Genomic DNA, 19,069 nt, shown 5'->3' on the forward strand with positions numbered 1-19,069 from the left:
GTGTTTAAATTAGGTAGTAATCACTTGTTATTTAACATAGTCCTTTGCTGGCTGCTTGTCTACAATTTTTCCGTTTTCAAGGACCAATATAAATGGATTACTTCTTGCGATAGTTTTGATGGCAGTTCCGTCCATCATTGTATTTTTAATAGTTTTAAAGGTATTCTGATACGTTGAAACCCCATAGATAAGGGCTCCTTTTTGAGCATTTACCTTGGCTTCCACTTTTTGAAGAAGGTCGGCAGAAACTTCTTTTGGAAGATACGAGAACACTAAAATAGCCTTTGGAGCCTTGATGATCTCTTCAGTAAGTTCCATTCCGGTAGGATCCTCAATCTTGAATTTCACAATCTCAGATTTATAGCCTTCCTTTACCAAAACAGATTCGTTCTTACCCTCCTCAATTTTCCACGGAGAACCCTCTGCCCAGTATTTTGTTTCTTTGATATAATCATCCTGATTTACCTTTAAAACTTCTCCTGTCTTTTGATTTTTAAGAGAATAGTAAGTCTTGTATTCAGATGGATTTTTATTGATTTTTTCTTTCTCGCCCTTAATGTCTGTTCCTATTTTGTAATCACGGAAATCAATCATCGGTTCATGCATGATTCCTTGTGCCATAATGTAGATCATTATTAAGGAAAATGCCCCCAGAATATAATATTTGAATTTGCTTGTAGATTCTTTTCTGATGCTGCCATATTCATCCTTTTTACAGAAATCTTTTCTGTACAGTAAAAACAGAAGAATAAGCCCTGCCAGAAGCGCAACATCTTTCAGGAAGCTTTGCCAAGGCGTAAACTTAATGGCATCTCCAAAGCATCCGCAATCTGTTACAACATTGAAGTAAGCGGAATAAAAAGTAAGGAAACCGAAGAACACACAAAGTGCTATTAAGGCTGATAAGGTAAATTTAAGCTTTAATTTTATCAGTAACATAAATCCCAGAAAAAGCTCCAGCACAACCACGATAATTGAAAATAGCAGAGCAAATTTTTCAAAAAACGGCATATTGAAGACCGCGGGTGAGAAATATTCCTCCATTTTAAAGGAGAATCCTACCAAATCCACAGCTTTTACGAAGCCTGAAAGGATAAAAATAACAGCGATAATAAAGCGTAATAAACCTTTGATCATAATTAAATAGTTTTGGGTTCGAATTGATTTTGTTGTTCTGCAAACTTAATCAGACAGAAGACAGCATAGTTCAGCATATCGAAGTAATTGGCATCCAGCCCTTCAGACACGATAGTTTTTCCCTGATTATCCTCAATCTGTTTGGTTCTTAATACTTTCTGATAAATAAGATCTGTGATCGAGGAGATTCTCATATCTCTCCACGCCTCACCGTAGTCATGATTTTTTCTTTCCATTAAAGCTTTCGCTTCACCGGAATATTGGTCATAAAGACCTAGAATTTCTTCCTTATTTTCATTAAAATCATTGGAAAGCCCTTTTTCAAGCTGAATAAGTCCAATGATAGAGTAGTTGACAATCGCGATAAATTCATCTTCCTCACTTTCATCCACCATTTTTACATCGGTCATTTGCAGCGTACGGATTCTGTTGACTTTTATATAAATCTGATCCGTAATGGAACTCGGTCTCAAAACCCTCCAGGCTGCTCCATAATCCTGTAACTTTTTACTGAATAGATCACGACACTGACTGATAATTTTCTCGAATTGTACTGATGTTTTTAGCATAAATTTTCTTAATCTTCCAAATATACGAATTAGGTTTTAGGTAGCAGAATTTTTAGAAAGAGAGTTTAAGGGTTTTAGCAGTGAGTTTTAGAACGATAGAATGGGAAAGGATAATGATATGATGGTAAGATGATTGATAATGAAATATTTTACATTTCTGACATCCGTTTTTCCCCCAGATACAACCACAATCACTAATTTTGCAGGATAAAAAAATCATTCATCAATTCTCATGCTTTCAAACGCTCAAATACTTCAAGGCTCTGATGCCCCAATCTATTCCATCAACTGCAATGGCAGGCTGGTACAGTTTGATACCCCAAAGATTATGGGGATTCTCAACCTTACTCCGGATTCTTTCTCTGATGGGGGAAAATTTAATGATAAAAAACAGGCATTGAAGCATGCTGAAAAGTTAGTAAAAGAGGGTGCCGAAATTCTTGATATCGGACCGCAATCTACCCGTCCCAATGCTGAATTTCTGAGCAGTGAAGAGGAAATTAACAGGGTGGGAAATATCATCTCTCAAATAAAAAAAGAGTTCCCAGAAACACTGGTTTCTCTGGATACCTTTTATGCTGAAACCGTAAAATATGGATTTAATGAGGGTATTGACATCATCAATGATATTTCGGGCGGTCAGTATGATACAAACATGTTTGATACAGCTGCAGAAACGAAACTTCCTTACATTTTGATGCACGTTAACCCATCCTACGAAACGATGCACGATAAAATTAAGTTTGAAGATATAACGCTGGAAGTAAACCGATATTTTTCCGAAAAAACCAATGAACTTTTACAAAAAGGAGTACATGACATTATTCTTGATCCCGGTTTTGGCTTCGGAAAAACAGTAGAAGATCAGATGAAGATGATTCATGAAGTAGACTTTCTTGGTTTTGGGAAATTTCCTTTGTTGATAGGGATTTCCAGAAAGTCATTTATCTATAAACCTCTCGGGAAATCTCCTCTTGATATCAATGAAGAAACACAAAAACTTCATATGAAAGTTTTAGCGCAGGGAGCAAAAATTTTGAGGGTTCATGATGTGGCAGAAGCAAAGGAAACACTCGATCAGTTTTTACAGAAAAAATAAAAAGTTTCAAAAAAACTTGCGAGTAATTAAAAAGTTTATACATTTGCAGTATGAATTTTACGAATCAGAAAAATATTATTGTCATTTCTATTGTTGCTGTTGTCATTTACAACAGTAAGGAAACGGCATTTTAGAATAAATTTTTCTTTAAATTATACAAGCCGTTTCATTGTTGAAACGGCTTTTTTTATTTTAATTTTTTTATAGTCAAGAATATGTATCAGTTATTCGCAGTAATTATTATCGTCATTATTATTCCCTTGCGTCTGTGAGATGGAAGATGTATGACTGTACATATATTTTAGCCCTCTCACACTGTGAGAGGGCTTTTTTTATTCCCTTTTGTTAATTTTTAACCCCTATAACATGTATTACAACAACGACACGGTCATCTATTTTGATGGAAACTTTATGAAAGCAAAAGAGGCCGGTATGGATCTTTACGGACAATCTCTTCACTACGGATATTCTGTTTTTGAAGGAATCAAATCTTACAGTACTGCCCACGGAACAAGGATCTTTAAGGCAAAAGAACATTACGAAAGATTAAAAAGATCAGCAGAACTGATGCATATTCCTTTCAATTATTCAGCAGAACAACTTACAGAACTCTCCTATGAACTTCTAGAACTAAATGGCTTCACGGATGCTTATATCCGCCCATTGGTTACCTGTTCCCCCAATATGTCTCTTTCAAAAGGGAAAGAATCTTACTTGTCCCTGCTGGCTTGGGAATGGAATAATGGTTATCTGGCAGATAAAATGAAGATTATGACCTCGGGTTTTCAACGCCCCAATCCTAAAGCATTTAAAGTGGAAGCCAAGGTGGGCGGACATTATGTGAACTCTATTCTTGCCTGTCAGGATGCCAAGGACAAAGGATATGATGAAGCCTTGGTATTGGACGAAAATGGCAATGTTGCAGAAAGCTCGGGCGCCAATGTTTTTTATGAAAAAGACGGAACCCTCTTTACCCCCGCAAAAGGAAGCATTCTACCCGGGATAACCCGACAAACTGTTTTTGAAATATGCAGAGAACTTCATATCCCTGTTAAGGAAACTTTTTTTAAACCCGAAGAAATGAGAGGTGCTGATGCTGCTTTTTTCTGTGGTACCGCTGCTGAAATTGTTGCATTGGATTCCCTTGATGATATTCCTTTTGCAAGAAATTGGGAAGATACAGCAAGTCAAAAGGTACAACAAGCTTATTTGAAATTAGTGAGAGTTCTGTCATTGTAAAAACAATGGATTTAATTAGTTGATTATTAGGATATTGCGATCATTTTCTAAACAATTGAATATTGTAGTTTTTAGAAAATTTGAAGATTAAAAAATATTACAAGGTGTAGTTTTGGACCAAAATTAAGTAAAACCTCATTAGTGAATTTCAAAAAAAATGAAATTTTGATACCACACCAAGAGATAAGAAAAACAGGAAAAGAAGGATAATATGTTAAATAAATATTCAAAAACATTCACACAAAATAGCGAACAGCCTGCTGCAAAGGCAATGCTTTACGGAATAGGCTTTACAGAAGAAGATATGCACAAGGCTCAGATCGGGATTGCCAGTATGGGATATGACGGAAACACCTGCAATATGCACCTAAACGATCTGGCCCGAATTGTAAAAAAAGGAACATGGGATACAGGACTGGCAGGGTTGATTTTTAATACAATTGGGGTGAGCGATGGGATGAGTAATGGTACAGATGGGATGCGTTATTCTCTGGTAAGCCGCGATGTTATTGCAGACAGTATTGAGGCAATTTGTGGGGCACAGTATTATGACGGACTTATTGCTCTACCGGGCTGCGACAAGAATATGCCGGGAACCATTATCGCGATGGGAAGATTGAACAGACCATCGCTTATGGTATATGGTGGAACTATTGCACCGGGATGCTACAAAGGAGAGGCATTGAATATCGTCTCGGCTTTTGAGGCTTTAGGTAAAAAAATTGCCGGCGAAATTTCTGAAGAAGATTTTGATGGAGTTATTAAAAATTCCTGTCCGGGAGCAGGAGCATGCGGCGGAATGTATACAGCCAATACCATGGCCTCAGCAATAGAAGCCTTAGGAATGAGTCTTCCGTACTCGTCTTCCAATCCGGCCTTAAGCAAAGAAAAACAAAATGAATGTCTGCAAGCAGGAGAGTATCTGAAAATACTATTGGAAAGAGATATCAAACCTTCAGACATTATGACTAGAAAAGCCTTTGAAAATGCACTTCGTCTGATTGTTATTTTAGGAGGGAGTACCAATGCGGTTCTGCATTTTATAGCAATGGCGAAAAGCGTAGGAGTATCTATTACACAAAATGATTTTCAAAAAATGAGCGATTGTACACCTGTATTGGCAGACCTTAAGCCAAGTGGTAAATACCTGATGCAGGACTTACATGATCATGGAGGAACGCCGGCTGTAATGAAATACCTGTTGGAAGAGGGGCTGCTGCATGGTGACTGCTTAACAGTTACAGGAAAAACATTAGCTGAAAATCTGGAAAATATCCCGACGTTGGATTTTAATACACAGAAAATTATCAAACCATTATCAAACCCGATAAAACCCACAGGGCATCTTAGAATATTGTATGGAAACCTTGCAGAAAAAGGAAGTGTTGCCAAGATAACAGGAAAAGAGGGAGAAAGGTTTGTAGGAAAGGCCCGTGTTTTTGATGGAGAAAAGAACCTGATAAGAGGCATTGAAGATGGAACAGTACAACATGGAGATGTTATTGTTATCCGCTATGAAGGTCCCAGAGGAGCACCGGGTATGCCGGAAATGCTGAAACCTACCAGTGCCTTGATTGGTGTGGGACTGGGAAGTAGTGTTGCCTTAATTACAGATGGCAGATTCAGTGGAGGAACGCATGGCTTTGTAGTGGGTCATATTACGCCCGAAGCTCATGAAGGTGGCCTGATTGCCTTTGTAAAAGATGACGACCTCATTGAAATAGATGCCGTAAATAATACAATACAGCTTAAAGTTTCGGATGAAGAAATTGAAAAAAGGAAAGAAGGCTGGCAAAAACCTGCTCTCAAGGTAAAGAAAGGGTTGCTTTATAAATATGCATTAACAGTATCATCTGCCGCCGAGGGCTGTGTAACGGATGAAATTTAAAATAAAACATGATGAACAACCTAAATCTATCAATAGAAACAGAACTGAGCGGAAGCCGGATTATACTTGAAGCATTCCTTCAGGAAGGTATACAGACTGTTTTTGGATATCCCGGAGGCGCCATTATTCCGATCTATGATGCGCTTTATGACTATAAAGAACAGCTAGAACATATTCTTGTACGCCACGAACAAGCTGCAGTACATGCCGCACAAGGATTGGCAAGAGTATCAGGAAAAGTAGGAGTGGTAATGGCAACCAGTGGTCCCGGTGCCACCAATCTCGTGACAGGGCTGGCTGATGCCTTACTGGATAATACACCTATTGTATGCATTACAGGACAGGTCTTTGAACATCTCCTAGGAACAGATGCTTTTCAGGAAATAGATGTAATGAATGTAACTAGCCCTGTTACCAAATGGAATTATCAGGTTACAGATGCCAATGAATTGCCTGAAGTGCTCGCCAAGGCTTTCTATATCGCAAGATCAGGCCGTCCGGGACCCGTACTCATTGATGTTACAAAAAATGCTCAGCTACAGAAAGTTCAATATAAAGGATATTCACCCTGTCGTTCATTGAGAAGTTATAAACCGGATCCGGTTCCATCCATGGAATGCATTGAACAAGCTGCAGATTTAATTAATAAGGCAGAACGTCCATTCATTATTGCTGGTCAGGGGATTATGTTGGGGGAAGCTGAGGGAGAGTTCCTGCAGTTTGCCGAAAAATCAGGAATTCCGATTGCATGGACTGTCTTGGGAATGGGTGCTGTTCCTACAGATCACTTTCAGGCGGTAGGAATGGTGGGAATGCATGGAAACTATGGTCCCAATATTCTTACCAACCAATGTGATGTGCTTATTGCTGTGGGAATGCGCTTTGACGACCGTGTTACAGGAAGACTGGATCAATATGCGAAACAGGCAAAGATCATTCATCTGGATATTGATAAGGCAGAGATCAACAAAAATGTAAAAGTGGATGTGCCAATTCTTGGAAACTGTAAGGAGACGCTGCCACTTATTACAACATTTATCAATAAAAGAGAACATTCGGATTGGCATCAAAAATTTAAAGATTGTCTGGAAGTTGAAAGTATTAACCTTATTAATGATGAATTATATCCTACAGAAGAAGAAATCACAATGGGGGAAGTGATCAGATGCCTCAACGAAATAACAAAAGGAGAAGCGGTTATTGTAACCGATGTGGGACAACATCAGATGGTAACCTGTAGATATTCAAACTTTAAAAATCCGAGAACGAATATTACAAGCGGCGGACTGGGTACCATGGGATTTTGTCTTCCTGCAGCAATAGGAGCAGCTTATGGGGAACATAATCTTCCTGTAATTGCTGTAATGGGTGATGGAGGTGCCCAGATGAATATTCAGGAGTTGGGAACAGTGATGCAGTATCATCCGGATATTAAAATTTTAATTCTTAATAACAGCTATCTGGGAATGGTAAGGCAATGGCAGGAGCTTTTTCATGAAGAACGATATTCATTTGTGGATATTCAAAGCCCTGATTTTGTACAGGTTGCGAAAGGTTATGGCATTTCTGGAAATAAAGTGGCCCAAAGGAAAGATCTGGAGAGTGCGCTCCGTGAAATGCTTGATCATAAAGGAGCATTTCTCCTTGAAGTGATGACAGGAAAGAAGCACAATGTATTTCCTATGATTCCACAAGGGAAATGCGTTTCAGAGATTGTATTGAATGGTAAACAATAACATAAACATAAAAAATGAAAACAGAAAATAAAGAATATACCATAACAGCCTATACAGAGGATTGTTTGGGATTGATGACCAGGATCAATGCTATTTTTTCAAGAAGAAGGATTGCAATTATGAATTTCAATATGGGACCTTCCGAAATAGAGAAGATAAAAAAGTTTGTCATTACTATCAGGGAAACAGAAGAATCTGTTCAGAAGATTACCCGACAAATGGAAAAACAGATAGATGTACTGGAAGTTCATTATCATAAAAATCCACATCTGACTGTGGTAGAATATGCAAGTTAGACAGAAAATAAAAATCATATATAACAAATAAAATTAAAAGAAATGGCAAAATTGAATTTTGGAGGAGTAGAAGAAAACGTAGTAACAAGAGAAGAGTTTCCATTGAAAAAGGCTCAGGAAGTATTAAAAGATGAAGTGGTAGCCGTAATCGGATACGGTGTACAGGGACCTGGACAGGCACTTAATCAAAAAGACAACGGTATTAATGTCATTGTAGGCCAGAGAAAAAATTCAAAATCATGGGATAAGGCTGTTGCAGATGGGTTTGTTCCGGGTGAAACGCTTTTCGAAATAGAGGAAGCTCTGCAAAAGGGAACTATCATCTGCTATCTTCTGAGCGATGCCGCACAAATAGAATACTGGCCAAAAGTAAAGCAACATCTTACTGCTGGAAAGGCCCTATATTTTTCCCATGGATTCGGGATTACCTTTAATGAGCGTACAGGAATTGTTCCACCTGCAGATGTAGATGTGTTCCTCGTAGCTCCCAAGGGATCAGGAACTTCATTAAGAAGAATGTTTCTTCAGGATAGAGGATTGAACAGTAGTTTTGCCGTGTATCAGGATGCCACAGGAAAAGCCAGGGAAAGAGTTACTGCCCTTGGAATTGCCATAGGAAGCGGGTATTTATTTGAAACCAATTTTAAAAAAGAAGTTTACAGTGATCTTGCCGGGGAAAGAGGAACATTGATGGGTGCTGTACAGGGAATATTCGCTGCCCAATATGATGTATTAAGAAAAAACGGACACAGCCCTTCTGAAGCATTTAACGAAACCGTAGAAGAACTTACCCAATCATTAATGCCTTTGGTCGCAGAAAACGGAATGGATTGGATGTACGCCAATTGCAGTACAACAGCTCAAAGAGGAGCTTTGGATTGGTGGAAACGTTTCAGAGATGCTACTTCTCCATTATTTGAAGAGTTGTATGATAGCGTTGCCCAAGGAAATGAAGCCCAAAGATCCATAGACAGCAACAGTAAGCCGGATTACAGAGAGAAACTGGAGGTAGAGTTAACTGAATTAAGAGAAAGCGAAATGTGGAGAGCCGGAAAAACGGTCCGCAGTCTCAGACCCGAGAATAATTAATACAAAAAATAAAAATGAGGAAGGGAGAAACCTATCTATCCATATTGGATAATGTTTATAGCGCTGCAGAAAGACTTAAAAATGTATGTGTCAGAACTCCTTTGGCTATTAATAATAATCTGTCAACGGTGTATAATGCGAAAATAAGCTTTAAAAGAGAAGATCTTCAAAGAGTAAGATCCTATAAAATTCGGGGAGCCTACAATAAAATGGCAACAATGTCTCAGGAAGAACTTTCCCGGGGTGTTGTTTGTGCCAGCGCTGGAAATCATGCTCAGGGAGTTGCCTTTGCCTGCAATTCTATGAAGGTGAAAGGAACTATTTTTATGCCTTTACCAACGCCGGGACAAAAACTGGAGCAGGTGAAAATGTTTGGTGGAAATTATATTGAAGTCATTTTATTCGGAGATACCTTTGACGAAGCCAAAGATGCTGCGATGAGGTTCTGTAATGAAAAAGACGGAATATTTATTCATCCGTTTGATGATCCTGCGATTATTGAGGGACAGGCCACTACGGCATTAGAAATTCTTGAACAGGCCGAAGAACCTATTGATTATCTTTTTGTACCGATAGGAGGTGGGGGATTGGCTGCAGGCCTATGTTCTGTTTTTCATGAGCTATCTCCCCAGACAAAAATCATTGGAGTAGAACCATCGGCAGCAGCAAGTATGAAAAAAGCCCTGGAAAATGGAAAGCCTGTACTTCTTGAAAAAATCAGTCGCTTTGTAGATGGAGCAGCCGTACAGCAGGTAGGAAATCTCACTTTTGAGCTTTGCAAAAATGTTTTGCATGACATGGCAACCGTAGAAGAAGGGTTGGTATGCGAAACCATACTTTCATTGTATAACAAAGATGCCATTGTTGTAGAACCTGCAGGAGCGCTTTCCGTTGCCGCATTGGAAAAATATAAAGATCAGATCGAAGGAAAAAATGTAGTATGTATTATCAGTGGAAGCAATAATGATATCACCCGAATGGAGGAAATCAAGGAAAAAGCCTTGTTGCATGCCAACTTAAAGCACTATTTTCTGGTAAGATTTCCGCAACGTCCGGGAGCTTTGAAAACCTTTGTAATGGAAGTCTTGGGGCAAAACGATGATATTACTTTTTTTGAATACACTCAAAAAAATTCAAAGGAAAAAGGAATAGCAGTGGTGGGAATTGCTCTAAAGCAAAAAGAAGATTTTACACCATTAATAGATAACATGAAAAAACACGATTTCTTCGTCAATTATCTGAACAATGATCCGTCCTTAATGAATTTACTTATATAATCAGGCAATTACTAAAAACACGATGATGAAAAAAGCTTCACAATTTGTGAAGCTTTTTGTTATTTATCTTTCAAGGGTAAAATTTGAAATAATTTTCGGACGTTCAGCTTCATTAGCTACTTTCCAGGAAGTTCTGTACATCCATTCAGTCATTTTATACAACTTTTTGTAATTGATGTTTTCGGATTCATCCTGTGGGGTGTGGTACTGATCATGCAGGACACTGGTGAAAAATATGGCAGGAATCCCAACTTTAGCATAAGGAAGATGGTCACTACGGAAATAAAAGAATTCTGCATGACTAGGAGAGTCCCAATCTTTCAGATACTTGAATTTAGTACTTTCATTATTGGCTTCCTCTGCCATTTTTACCAATTCCTCAGAGTTTTTATGTGGAGCATTTCCTCCTAATAAAGCGGCTTCATCATTGCTGTTTCTTCCGATCATATCTCCATTAAGGACTGCTACAATTTTCTCTTTTGGAACTACAGGATGGGCTGCATGCCATCTTGATCCAAGTAAACCCCTTTCTTCAGCACCATGGAAAACAAACAGCATGCTTCTTTTTCCAGGTTGTTTTCTATAGGCTCTTGCCATTGCTAACATCGCTACGCAGGTACTGGCATTATCATCAGCTCCGTTGTAGATGGTATCATTCTTTACAGGATGTCTGATCCCGTCGTGGTCCTGATGTCCGCTAAGCAGAACATATTCATCCTTAAGGGAAGGATCTGTTCCTTCAATTTTTCCGATGATATTTACGGATGGATATTTATAGGTTTCTGTTATAAGGTTAAGAGAAACTTTCGGGTTGTTCTTTACCCAGCCTGCATTTTCTTTTTTGATCCAAAGAACAGGAATGTTGTTCGTTATTTTTTCTCTTAATCCCTCTACGCCATAGCTTCCTCTTGTCATTTGGGGAAGAACTTCCGGCCAGCTTTGCTCCGACAGATCATCAGTGATAAAGATGATTGCCTTAGCTCCAAGTTCATAGGCTTTATTGTAGTATTTGGTTCTTACAAATCCGGGATATCTTCTTACAAAAAGAGTCATTTCCTTGTCTATGTTTTTATCAGAAGCATTTACTGCCAATACTTTTCCTTTGATATTCAATGTAGAAAGCTCCTCAGGCTCTGCATTTCCTGCGTATACAACTTCAGCATCCAGAGAAGCATTTACAGGCTCTGCCACAAGATAGTCTTTCCATAGCTTTAAACTATTGTCTCCAATTTTCAGGCTGCTTTGAGGGATTACCTGATGTCTGTACATATCAAAGAACTGGAAAAAGGTACCATGATCACCGGCAGGCTTCATTCCTGCTTCCTTGGCTTTGTCGGCAAGCCACATGGAAACCTTTAATTCATCGAGGGTTCCGGCCTCACGTCCCCAAAATTGGTCTGCTGCCAATTCATACATATCTTTTCTAAGATCAGACTCCTTGATAGCAGAAACCAGGGGCTTCTTATAACTTTGAGCATTCCCGATACTGAATACAAGAATACTCAACAGGGAAAAAATATAATTTCTATTCATCTGATTTTAATTTAAATGATCTAGTTTATCAGCAAATTGCTTTGAAAACTCCTTTCTGTCCTCTTCCAGTTTCTCTGGATTAGATGGTAAAACATAATTGAAGAGAATTTTATCTTCATTATCCAAAAATATAATTTCTTTTTCTTCTCCGTTAATCATTTGTGAGAATATTTCCCACATGGAAGTATCTTTTAATTTTAATAATTCAAAAAATGCTTCCGCTTTTATTTCTATTCTCTGCATGGTAGCTTATATATATGATGTATTGTATAATGATTGTAATTAAAATTCCAGGAACTTTAATTTGAACTGGATGGCGAAATTTTCCTTGAAGTGTGGCGTTGCATAATAACCCACTCTGTAGAATAATCCCAGATTGAAATAGCTCGAAAGGAAATTGTTCCATTCCAAACCAACCTCCTGATACAGGTGGTCGAGCTTCTTGAATCTAAACTGATGATACTCCGGATGCTTCATATCTCCAATGGTTCCACGCAGTACAAAATCAAAGCTGGAAACATTATGTCCAAAGCTTTTGAAGTAAAAAGGCAGTTTATGCGTGAAATAATAGGCAACGAACTTATCATTATAAAACTTACCACCTTCCAGGGTTGCAAACCCAAGGAATGAAGTAAGGTTAAAATTGAAATCCTTACCAGGAGAGGCTAGTCCGTTCATGGTAAAGTTCTTCCATATTGGAGCTTCACCCAAAACTACCCCTCCATACAATCTGAAACCTGTAGTTCCGATCGGAGTCTTGAAATTATGTACAAAAAGGGCATCAAAACGGGAGTAATTGAAACTTCCACCCGCTATTTTATAGCTTTGTTCATAGTTAAAATAAAGCTCCGGATACTTCTGGTCAATCAGGGATTTCCCCTGTGGAGTCATAATATTGGTAGAATTGGGAGAATACTTTAACGTAAATAAGGTGTTGAAATTCTTAAACGAAGATCCACCCTCTCTAAACTGGTAATCAAACTCAGCCTCTTCAATATTTCTTCTTACAGCAAAAGCAAGAGTAAGCCCGTTGGTAACATCGTTCAGATAAGACAATGACGCACCCTTGAAGTGGAAATACTTATCATTATTAAGGTTATTTCCAAAGTTCATCATCCTCATTTTGAAATTCCAAAGTCGTCTGTAAAACTCCCCTGAAGCCGTGACATCATCATAAAATTCAAACCTGAAGAATGAGTTTTTTCTTAATGTAGTCTTTACGTCTATACCCATTCCGTATTTCCACCTTCTGTCCTTTACACCATAGGCAAAATAGTAATCAGGAGAAAAATAAGGGTTGAAATTTTCATTGATCTTGGCCTTTAATCCAAGCCTGAACCCCTCATACGAGTTATAGTTAGCAATCTCATCCACTGCAAAATCTACCGCTTTTACTCTGATTTGCCCATTAAGCAAGCCTGAAATGATCTGTGCCTTACTATCAATTTTATATTTCTTACCAAGGCTGTCAATTGTTTTATAGGTATTTTGTTCTCTTTCAGTAAGCGGATCTGTTCTATATCGGTCCAGAGAATGCCCGTCGATACTTTTCACAGAGAATGTATACCCCTTGAAGTCCTGAGCTTTTTCCTCAATGGGAGATTCAAAGTCAAAGTATTTGGACGTGAGGAAAGCATAGGTACCAAAGCTTTTTTTGTCCTTTTTATTTACGTGTTCCTTGTCATCCATTGCCATTTTGCCCATTTTAAGCTTGGTTTTTTCATGGGCAAGGAACCATTTATTATTATAAAACACCCAGGTACTGGTGATAATTCCGTCGTTCTTGTTTTTACTAAAATTTTCAATTTTTTTAATTCCGTAGGTCTCAGTATCTATATAAATAGAGCCGTTATATTTTCTTTTTCTGTCCGGATTTTTGTAGTTCACTTCACGGAAACGAATCACAAAGCTTTTTCTTCCATCAAGTTCAATGGTATCCGAAAGAAAGAATCTGTAAAGACCTCTATTCTCCGGTTTTACCTGTTCCGGTACAACATCTCTGTTACTTTGCTGGAGGGCAATCATCTCATAAACAGGCTGCTTTAAACCTGAGATTCTGTTGTCCAGAATATTGATCTTTTCTCCATATTTTTTGGAATATAAAAACTCCTGTGCTCTTTCCCAGAGGAAGAGTTTACTTTTTGCAAAGATCTTTCTTGCATTGATGTTATTCAGAGAGTCTTTTTCTCTTTTTTTCTTGAAAATGTTGAGGTCATTAAAATATTGATTAAACTGAGAGAGACTATCCTCGTCAATATCCAGTGAGATTTTTTCGTAGGATTTGTAAGCATAGGAACCTAAACTTTTAGGAGAGTTCTCATTGAACATTTTGTTCACCTTTTTAAGGATTTCCAATGCTCTTGGATCACTTTTATCCTCAATTACAACTGCTTCAATGGCTGTTGTCTTTGATGACTTTTTGGTAAGAGAAACCTCCATGCTGCTTTCCACAGATGTTGTTTCCTTTTTATAGGATTCCGCTTCTACTTCTATATTCCTGCATGCTGTTTTAAATTCTAAAACCCCTTGTGCATCGGTATAACCAAGGATTTTATCATCACAGTAAACCTTAGCATTAGAGACAGGTTTTTGATTGGTGTCATCCACTACTTTTATTTTCAGTTGCGAATAACCCAAAAGATATATCAGAAAAAATAATAATTGTAAACCCCTTTTCATGTAAAAAAACTATGTCAAAATTAATGATATTTATTCTTGTAGAAAAGTTTTTTAACAGAGTATAACATTGATTTAATCTAATGAGTAAATGCATATTTCCTACAGAGTGAATATTAAGCTTGGGGGTAGATCATCTTTCTGTAATTCTTTGAAATTTCCAATAAAAAAACTCCTGAACAAATTAAATTCAGGAGTCTTCTATATTTTAAAATATTGTTTAAATATTCAATGCTTTTTGATAAGCATTTTCCAATCCGGAAAGGTTTTTCCCCCCTGCTGTTGCAAAGCCCGGGTTTCCACCACCTCCGCCTTGGATTTCTTTTGCCAGATCCTTTACAATAGCTCCGGCCTGATAATCTGCGGCCAGATCATCAGAAACTCCTACAGTGATCATTGGTTTTCCATCTGCGTCAGAAAGAATGATCGTTACCGAAGTAGGGATTTCTCTCTTCAACTGAAATACAATATCCTTAACAGAACCTGCATCCAAAGAAGTCTTCTTCACTAGCAATTGCTTATTGCCTTTCTGCTCGTAGGCTGTCTTCCAATCACCGATTTCTCCTTTTGCCTTTTCCTTTTTAAGGGCATCTACCTCAGCTTTTAACGAAGTATTTTCCTCAATAAGTTTTTCGATGGATCTTACTACATCTTTAGATTTCAGTAATTGTGAAAGCTCAATGATCTGCTTTTCAAGATTATTGAAGTATTCTTCAGATTTATCACCGGAAATAGCTTCAATTCTTCTGATTCCTGCTGCTGCAGAACCTTCAGATGTAATCTTGAAATGACCGATTTCGCTGGTGTTTTTTACGTGAGTTCCCCCGCAAAGTTCTCTTGAACTTCCGAACTGTATCATTCTCACACTGTCACCGTATTTTTCTCCAAATAAAGCCATTGCCCCTTTGTCCAAAGCCTCCTGAATAGGAATATTTCTGAACTCCTGTAAAGCAATGCTTTCTTTGATCTTATGATTTACTTTTTCTTCAATTAAAGCCAATTCCTCCTCAGTCATTTTATTGAAGTGAGAGAAGTCAAAACGAAGATAATCCGGACCTACGTAAGAACCTTTCTGTTCAACGTGCGTTCCTAAAACATCTCTCAATGCCTCATGTAAAAGGTGGGTTACAGAGTGGTTAGCCTGAGAGTTCTTTCTGTCAGTAGCATTTACCTTAGCATAGAAAACAGCTCCTGCATCCTTTGGAAGACCATCAATCAATGAAACGATTAATCCGTTCTCCTTTTTAGTTTCCAGAACTTCAAAGCTTTCTGAAGCATTTTCTAGAAGACCTTTGTCTCCAACCTGTCCACCTCCTTCAGGGTAGAAAGGAGAGCTGCTCAGTACTACCTGATAAAATTCCCCGTCTTTATTTTCTACCTTTCTGTATCTTGTAATATACGTTTCAGATTCAATCTGATCATATCCTACGAATGATTCCGGTTTTTCTTCCAAAACTACCCAATCATAAACCTTTTGAGCAGAATCTGACTTGGAACGTTGCTTTTGCTTTTCCATTTCAGCCTTGAAGCCCTCCTCATCAATGGTTAATCCTTTTTCCTCAGCAATAATTCTTGTTAAGTCATCGGGGAAACCGTAAGTATCATATAATTCAAAAACTTCTTCACTTGGTAATACCTTTAGATGATCCGTAATGGTCTGTTGAATTAATTTTTCAACTCTGATCAATCCGTTTTCAATGGTTTTTAGGAAAGATTCCTCTTCACTTTTAATAACTTCAGAAACTAGTTTTCCTTGTTTTTCAAGTTCAGGGAAGAAAGATCCCATTTGCTCCTGTAGAACCGAAACCAATTTATAAAGGAAAGGTTCTTTCATCCCAAGGAATCGGTAAGAATAAGAAATACCTCTTCTTAAAATTCTTCTGATTACATAACCTGCTCCTCCGTTAGAAGGAAGCTGTCCGTCTGCAATAGCAAAAGAAACCGCTCTGATGTGGTCTACCACAACACGGATGGCAATATCTTTTTCGTCCTCTAAAATTCCTGTATATTTTTTACCTGAAAGTTCTTCAACCTTAGAAATAAGCGGAGTGAAAACATCTGTATCATAGTTGGAAGATTTCCCTTGAAGTGCCATACAAAGACGCTCAAATCCCATTCCTGTGTCTACATGTTGGGCAGGAAGTTTTTCCAGAGATTTGTCAGCCTTTCTGTTGAATTCCATGAAAACCAGATTCCATACCTCAACAACCTGAGGATGATCATTATTCACCAATTCAAGTCCTGAAACCCGAGCTTTTTCTTCAGGGGTTCTTAAGTCAACATGGATTTCTGAACACGGTCCACATGGTCCGCTTTCACCCATTTCCCAGAAATTATCCTTTTTATTTCCGTTGATAATTCTGTCCTCAGAAATGTGAGATTTCCAGAAATCATACGCGTCCTGATCTCTTTCAAGGTTTTCAGATGAGTCTCCTTCGAAAATAGTTACATATAAATTTTCTTTTGGAATTCCGTATACTTCAGTCAGTAATTCCCAGGCAAAAGCAATAGCCTCTTTTTTGAAGTAATCCCCGAAAGACCAGTTTCCTAACATTTCAAACATGGTGTGGTGGTAAGTATCTCTACCTACATCATCCAAATCATTGTGCTTTCCTGAAACTCTCAGACACTTCTGTGTATCGGCAATTCTTGGGGCCGTAGGTGTTTTGTAGCCTAGGAAGAAATCCTTGAACTGCGTCATTCCGGAGTTGGAAAACATAAGGGTAGGGTCGTCTTTCAGCACAATAGGAGCCGAAGGAACGATAAGGTGCTCCTTACTTTTAAAATAGTCTAAAAATTTTTGACGTATCTCTTGTGATGTCATAGTATTGCTTTTGCTTTTTTTAATATCAAATTTTGATAAGATGCAAATTTAAGATTTTTAGGTGATTTAATATCTAATATTAGATTTTTTCAAGGATGTTTTATCAAATGTCAGACATAATATTGGGAATAACTTCGATTTGTTCTTTTAAAAATGGGATAGGATGCTGAAGAAATTTATCATTTAATATACATCATACTCAATAATTACCATTAGAATATACAGTCTAAAATTTTATTAAGAATAAAGCTCTTTGTATGCTTGCCATATCCTGCACTAATTATTTTTTCTTTCCATTTAACTTATTATCTTCGCTATGATCTGAATAAGATAAAACAGCCCTGCAATAATGAAAAATGAAATCCTGAAAAGCTGGATAGAACAATATTCCGGACCCCTTTTGAAGCGGGCATTGTATGTACTTTCGAATAAGGAAGACGCTCAGGATGTAGTTCAGGATGTCTTTATAGCTGCATTTTCAAATTATGATTCATTTGCGGGGAAAAGCCAGCCTTTAACCTGGCTGATGGCGATCCTTAATAGAAAAATTGCTGATTTCTACCGGAATAAATATAAATCAGAACCTACTATAAAGCTAGATCATTTCTTTGATGAAACAGGATCATGGAAAGATAAAAATGTCATCAATGACTGGAATGTGTCAACAGAATCGGAACTTTTGGATAATCAGGAATTCAACAAAACCCTTGAAGAATGTATTGAAGAATTGCCTGCCAGATGGAAGATTTTATTAAAGATGTATTACCTGGAAGAAAAAAAAGCGCCCGAAGTAAGTCAGGAATTGAATGTTTCTACGACTAACCTTTGGAAGATTCTTCAACGAAGCCGGGTACAACTTAGGGAATGTCTGGAGTTTAACTGGTTTTCAAGATTATATTAAAATGCTAAAAAAATTATTACATACCTTATTTCTACCATGCAGTGAAGCAACTCTGCTTATGGAAAAACGAAATGCCGGATCTATTTCTACCAAAGAAAACAGAAAGCTGGGTGCCCATTTAATGATTTGTAAATGGTGCAGGATGTACAATGAAAAGCTGGCTCTATTGGATAAGGTGTTTAAAAAGACAATTTCTCAGAAGTCTGTAGAAATTAATGAGTCTGAAATTCAGGATTTTAAAAATAAAATGATTGATAAATTAAATTTCTAGAAAAATTTTTGTCAGGATTTTGAAATAGCTCCGACTATACTTTTGAAAACAATAAAAGTATTAATTCAAAATCTTAAAAAATGGTCGGAACAACAAATAAAACGGGTAATTATCAATCAACGTACAATCTGGGATACTACATTTCCCTCTTCGGAGCTGCTCTTATTTTGCTCTGGATCGGTATTTTCAAATTTACTCCCACGGAAGCTGCTGCAATAAAACCTTTGGTTGAAAACCATTTCCTAACTTTTTTCGTATATAAGATTATGAGCGTTCAGACTGTGTCAAATCTTATCGGAGCGATAGAAATTATCATTGCCTTACTACTCCTATTTAGTGCGAAATTTGCATGGGTAAGAAAGTACGCAGGACTAGGAATGATTGTTACTTTCCTCGTCACTTTAAGTTATCTGTTTACCACTCCGGGAATGTGGAAAGTAGTAGATGGAGTGCCGGTCACAGACTTTTTTATCTTGAAGGACCTTATGCTTTTAGGATTTGGATTAATGATGGTTCAAAATAATAAATAATAAA

At 37.6% G+C, this 19,069-nt stretch carries 16 protein-coding genes; 10 read left to right on the forward strand and 6 right to left on the reverse strand.

Annotated features, from left to right (window positions below; genetic code table 11):
* Window positions 1-27: 27 nt before the first annotated feature.
* Entirely contained in the window at window positions 28-1,137 is a 1,110-nt protein-coding gene (locus SCA31_RS02520) for a BT_3928 family protein (protein ID WP_410695266.1), read from the reverse strand.
* A gap of 2 nt (window positions 1,138-1,139) precedes the next feature.
* A complete protein-coding gene (locus SCA31_RS02525) occupies window positions 1,140-1,706 on the reverse strand; it encodes a DUF1599 domain-containing protein (protein WP_410695268.1) in 567 nt (188 codons plus the stop codon).
* Between the two features lie 328 nt (window positions 1,707-2,034).
* Here SCA31_RS02525 and folP point away from each other — a divergent pair, with 328 nt between their 5' ends.
* From folP to ilvA, 7 genes are all read left to right on the forward strand, one after another.
* Window positions 2,035-2,805, forward strand: a complete 771-nt coding sequence (folP, locus tag SCA31_RS02530; RefSeq protein WP_410695601.1) for a dihydropteroate synthase — start codon at window positions 2,035-2,037, stop codon at window positions 2,803-2,805.
* A 366-nt stretch (window positions 2,806-3,171) separates the two neighbouring features.
* Complete coding sequence (gene ilvE, locus SCA31_RS02535; RefSeq protein WP_410695270.1) at window positions 3,172-4,044, forward strand: branched-chain-amino-acid transaminase; 873 nt, start codon at window positions 3,172-3,174, stop codon at window positions 4,042-4,044.
* Window positions 4,045-4,255: 211 nt separating this feature from the next.
* On the forward strand, window positions 4,256-5,932 hold the full coding sequence (gene ilvD / locus SCA31_RS02540) for a dihydroxy-acid dehydratase (RefSeq protein WP_410695272.1): 1,677 nt from the start codon (window positions 4,256-4,258) through the stop codon (window positions 5,930-5,932).
* 11 nt (window positions 5,933-5,943) lie between these two features.
* Window positions 5,944-7,668, forward strand: a complete 1,725-nt coding sequence (ilvB, locus tag SCA31_RS02545; RefSeq protein WP_410695602.1) for a biosynthetic-type acetolactate synthase large subunit — start codon at window positions 5,944-5,946, stop codon at window positions 7,666-7,668.
* Window positions 7,669-7,682: 14 nt separating this feature from the next.
* Window positions 7,683-7,964 (forward strand): hypothetical protein, encoded by a 282-nt coding sequence (locus SCA31_RS02550; protein WP_410695273.1) that lies wholly within the window; start codon window positions 7,683-7,685, stop codon window positions 7,962-7,964.
* 42 nt (window positions 7,965-8,006) lie between these two features.
* The gene (gene ilvC, locus SCA31_RS02555; RefSeq protein ID WP_284464536.1) at window positions 8,007-9,053 is read left to right on the forward strand and encodes a ketol-acid reductoisomerase; all 1,047 of its coding nucleotides are present in this window, start codon (window positions 8,007-8,009) and stop codon (window positions 9,051-9,053) included.
* 14 nt (window positions 9,054-9,067) lie between these two features.
* On the forward strand, window positions 9,068-10,330 hold the full coding sequence (gene ilvA, locus SCA31_RS02560; RefSeq protein WP_410695275.1) for a threonine ammonia-lyase IlvA: 1,263 nt from the start codon (window positions 9,068-9,070) through the stop codon (window positions 10,328-10,330).
* 63 nt (window positions 10,331-10,393) lie between these two features.
* Here the strand turns inward: ilvA and SCA31_RS02565 are convergent, their stop codons facing one another.
* The 4 genes from SCA31_RS02565 to alaS all read right to left on the reverse strand — a co-directional run bounded on the left by SCA31_RS02565 (window position 10,394) and on the right by alaS (window position 17,363).
* A complete protein-coding gene (locus SCA31_RS02565; protein ID WP_410695277.1) occupies window positions 10,394-11,863 on the reverse strand; it encodes a M20/M25/M40 family metallo-hydrolase in 1,470 nt (489 codons plus the stop codon).
* 6 nt (window positions 11,864-11,869) lie between these two features.
* On the reverse strand, window positions 11,870-12,106 hold the full coding sequence (locus tag SCA31_RS02570; RefSeq protein ID WP_410695278.1) for a hypothetical protein: 237 nt from the start codon (window positions 12,104-12,106) through the stop codon (window positions 11,870-11,872).
* Between the two features lie 39 nt (window positions 12,107-12,145).
* Window positions 12,146-14,542, reverse strand: coding sequence for a hypothetical protein (locus SCA31_RS02575; RefSeq protein ID WP_410695280.1), 2,397 nt, complete (start codon window positions 14,540-14,542; stop codon window positions 12,146-12,148).
* A gap of 217 nt (window positions 14,543-14,759) precedes the next feature.
* A complete protein-coding gene (gene alaS, locus SCA31_RS02580; RefSeq protein ID WP_410695281.1) occupies window positions 14,760-17,363 on the reverse strand; it encodes an alanine--tRNA ligase in 2,604 nt (867 codons plus the stop codon).
* A gap of 349 nt (window positions 17,364-17,712) precedes the next feature.
* Between alaS and SCA31_RS02585 the strand changes: the two genes are divergently transcribed.
* From SCA31_RS02585 to SCA31_RS02595, 3 genes are all read left to right on the forward strand, one after another.
* A complete protein-coding gene (locus tag SCA31_RS02585) occupies window positions 17,713-18,264 on the forward strand; it encodes a sigma-70 family RNA polymerase sigma factor (protein WP_410695283.1) in 552 nt (183 codons plus the stop codon).
* A gap of 1 nt (window position 18,265) precedes the next feature.
* A complete protein-coding gene (locus SCA31_RS02590) occupies window positions 18,266-18,535 on the forward strand; it encodes a hypothetical protein (protein WP_410695285.1) in 270 nt (89 codons plus the stop codon).
* Between the two features lie 80 nt (window positions 18,536-18,615).
* Window positions 18,616-19,065: a DUF417 family protein gene (locus tag SCA31_RS02595; protein WP_410695287.1), complete on the forward strand. Its 450-nt coding sequence runs from the start codon at window positions 18,616-18,618 to the stop codon at window positions 19,063-19,065.
* The last annotated feature ends 4 nt before the right edge of the window (window positions 19,066-19,069 follow it).

It is taken from the genome of Chryseobacterium sp. SIMBA_028 (assembly GCF_046535285.1).
Taxonomy (GTDB): Bacteria; Bacteroidota; Bacteroidia; order Flavobacteriales; family Weeksellaceae; genus Chryseobacterium.

Coding starts and splice junctions, on each gene's coding strand:
- SCA31_RS02520 (WP_410695266.1), bottom strand. CDS start 1,137: ATGATCAAAGGTTTATTACGCTTTATTATCGCTGTTATTTTTATCCTT.
- SCA31_RS02525 (WP_410695268.1), bottom strand. CDS start 1,706: ATGCTAAAAACATCAGTACAATTCGAGAAAATTATCAGTCAGTGTCGT.
- folP (WP_410695601.1), top strand. CDS start 2,035: ATGGGGATTCTCAACCTTACTCCGGATTCTTTCTCTGATGGGGGAAAA.
- ilvE (WP_410695270.1), top strand. CDS start 3,172: ATGTATTACAACAACGACACGGTCATCTATTTTGATGGAAACTTTATG.
- ilvD (WP_410695272.1), top strand. CDS start 4,256: ATGTTAAATAAATATTCAAAAACATTCACACAAAATAGCGAACAGCCT.
- ilvB (WP_410695602.1), top strand. CDS start 5,944: ATGAACAACCTAAATCTATCAATAGAAACAGAACTGAGCGGAAGCCGG.
- SCA31_RS02550 (WP_410695273.1), top strand. CDS start 7,683: ATGAAAACAGAAAATAAAGAATATACCATAACAGCCTATACAGAGGAT.
- ilvC (WP_284464536.1), top strand. CDS start 8,007: ATGGCAAAATTGAATTTTGGAGGAGTAGAAGAAAACGTAGTAACAAGA.
- ilvA (WP_410695275.1), top strand. CDS start 9,068: ATGAGGAAGGGAGAAACCTATCTATCCATATTGGATAATGTTTATAGC.
- SCA31_RS02565 (WP_410695277.1), bottom strand. CDS start 11,863: ATGAATAGAAATTATATTTTTTCCCTGTTGAGTATTCTTGTATTCAGT.
- SCA31_RS02570 (WP_410695278.1), bottom strand. CDS start 12,106: ATGCAGAGAATAGAAATAAAAGCGGAAGCATTTTTTGAATTATTAAAA.
- SCA31_RS02575 (WP_410695280.1), bottom strand. CDS start 14,542: ATGAAAAGGGGTTTACAATTATTATTTTTTCTGATATATCTTTTGGGT.
- alaS (WP_410695281.1), bottom strand. CDS start 17,363: ATGACATCACAAGAGATACGTCAAAAATTTTTAGACTATTTTAAAAGT.
- SCA31_RS02585 (WP_410695283.1), top strand. CDS start 17,713: ATGAAAAATGAAATCCTGAAAAGCTGGATAGAACAATATTCCGGACCC.
- SCA31_RS02590 (WP_410695285.1), top strand. CDS start 18,266: ATGCTAAAAAAATTATTACATACCTTATTTCTACCATGCAGTGAAGCA.
- SCA31_RS02595 (WP_410695287.1), top strand. CDS start 18,616: ATGGTCGGAACAACAAATAAAACGGGTAATTATCAATCAACGTACAAT.